We start from the raw sequence: 794 nt of genomic DNA on the forward strand, positions 1-794 counted from the left end.
TTCCTTCGTACATACTGCATTTGAATCAATGTAGAGCTTTCCATACTTCATTCGATTTTCTAATTGTTGTTTCTTATGTTTTTTCAGAATTGCTAGCAAGGTTTGTCCAATAAAAATCGTTCGATTGGAACTGCTTGTCTTTGGTGTACCATATACCCATGCGCCATCATTCTTTACCATTTGTTTCTCTACAGTAATTGTTCCATTTGAAAAATCGACATTATCCCACGTCAGACCACAAACTTCGCCAACGCGCATTCCCGTATAAAATCCAATATTCAAAGGAATATAGAAAGGATGGCCTTCAGGAGTGGTTTCTAGCATATGATCAAAGTCCTCAAGAGAAATGATTTTTAGATCTTTTTTAGTCGTTGGTCGTTCTTCGTATTTTGGTATCTTTACATACAGCATAGGATTTTGCTTGATTAACCCCCAAGGATAAACCGCCATATTCAGCGCATTCTTAAGGACAGAGTGAGTAATAGTCATTGTTTTCTTCGAGTAACCCTTTTTAAATTCAGCATTGATGAAATTTTGTAAAAGAGCAGGGGAGAGATCCGTAAGTTTTTTCTTTCCTAAATAACCGTTTATATGATTTTTGATGGTAAATCGGTAGTTTTCATAGGTATTGTATTTTAGATTTAGTTTAACGTATTCCTCCATCCAAAAATCAAGGTATTGTTTTACTCGAGTATCCGTACCTAAAAAGTATTGTCCTGTTTCGTCAATATCTGATAAAACTTTTCGTAAAGCAGCTTCGGCCTCTGGTCGGGTGTCTCCGCCAACTTTCTCCA

General features: G+C 36.4%; 1 protein-coding gene. It reads right to left on the reverse strand.

Annotated elements, in window-relative coordinates; all coding sequences use genetic code 11:
* Positions 1 to 794: tyrosine-type recombinase/integrase (locus OS139_RS13635; protein ID WP_325067024.1), on the reverse strand; the 794-nt coding region annotated here is incomplete at both ends.

Origin of the sequence: Enterococcus sp. E4-223, assembly GCF_035727065.1 — a bacterium.
Lineage (GTDB): Bacteria > Bacillota > Bacilli > Lactobacillales > Enterococcaceae > Enterococcus_B > Enterococcus_B faecium.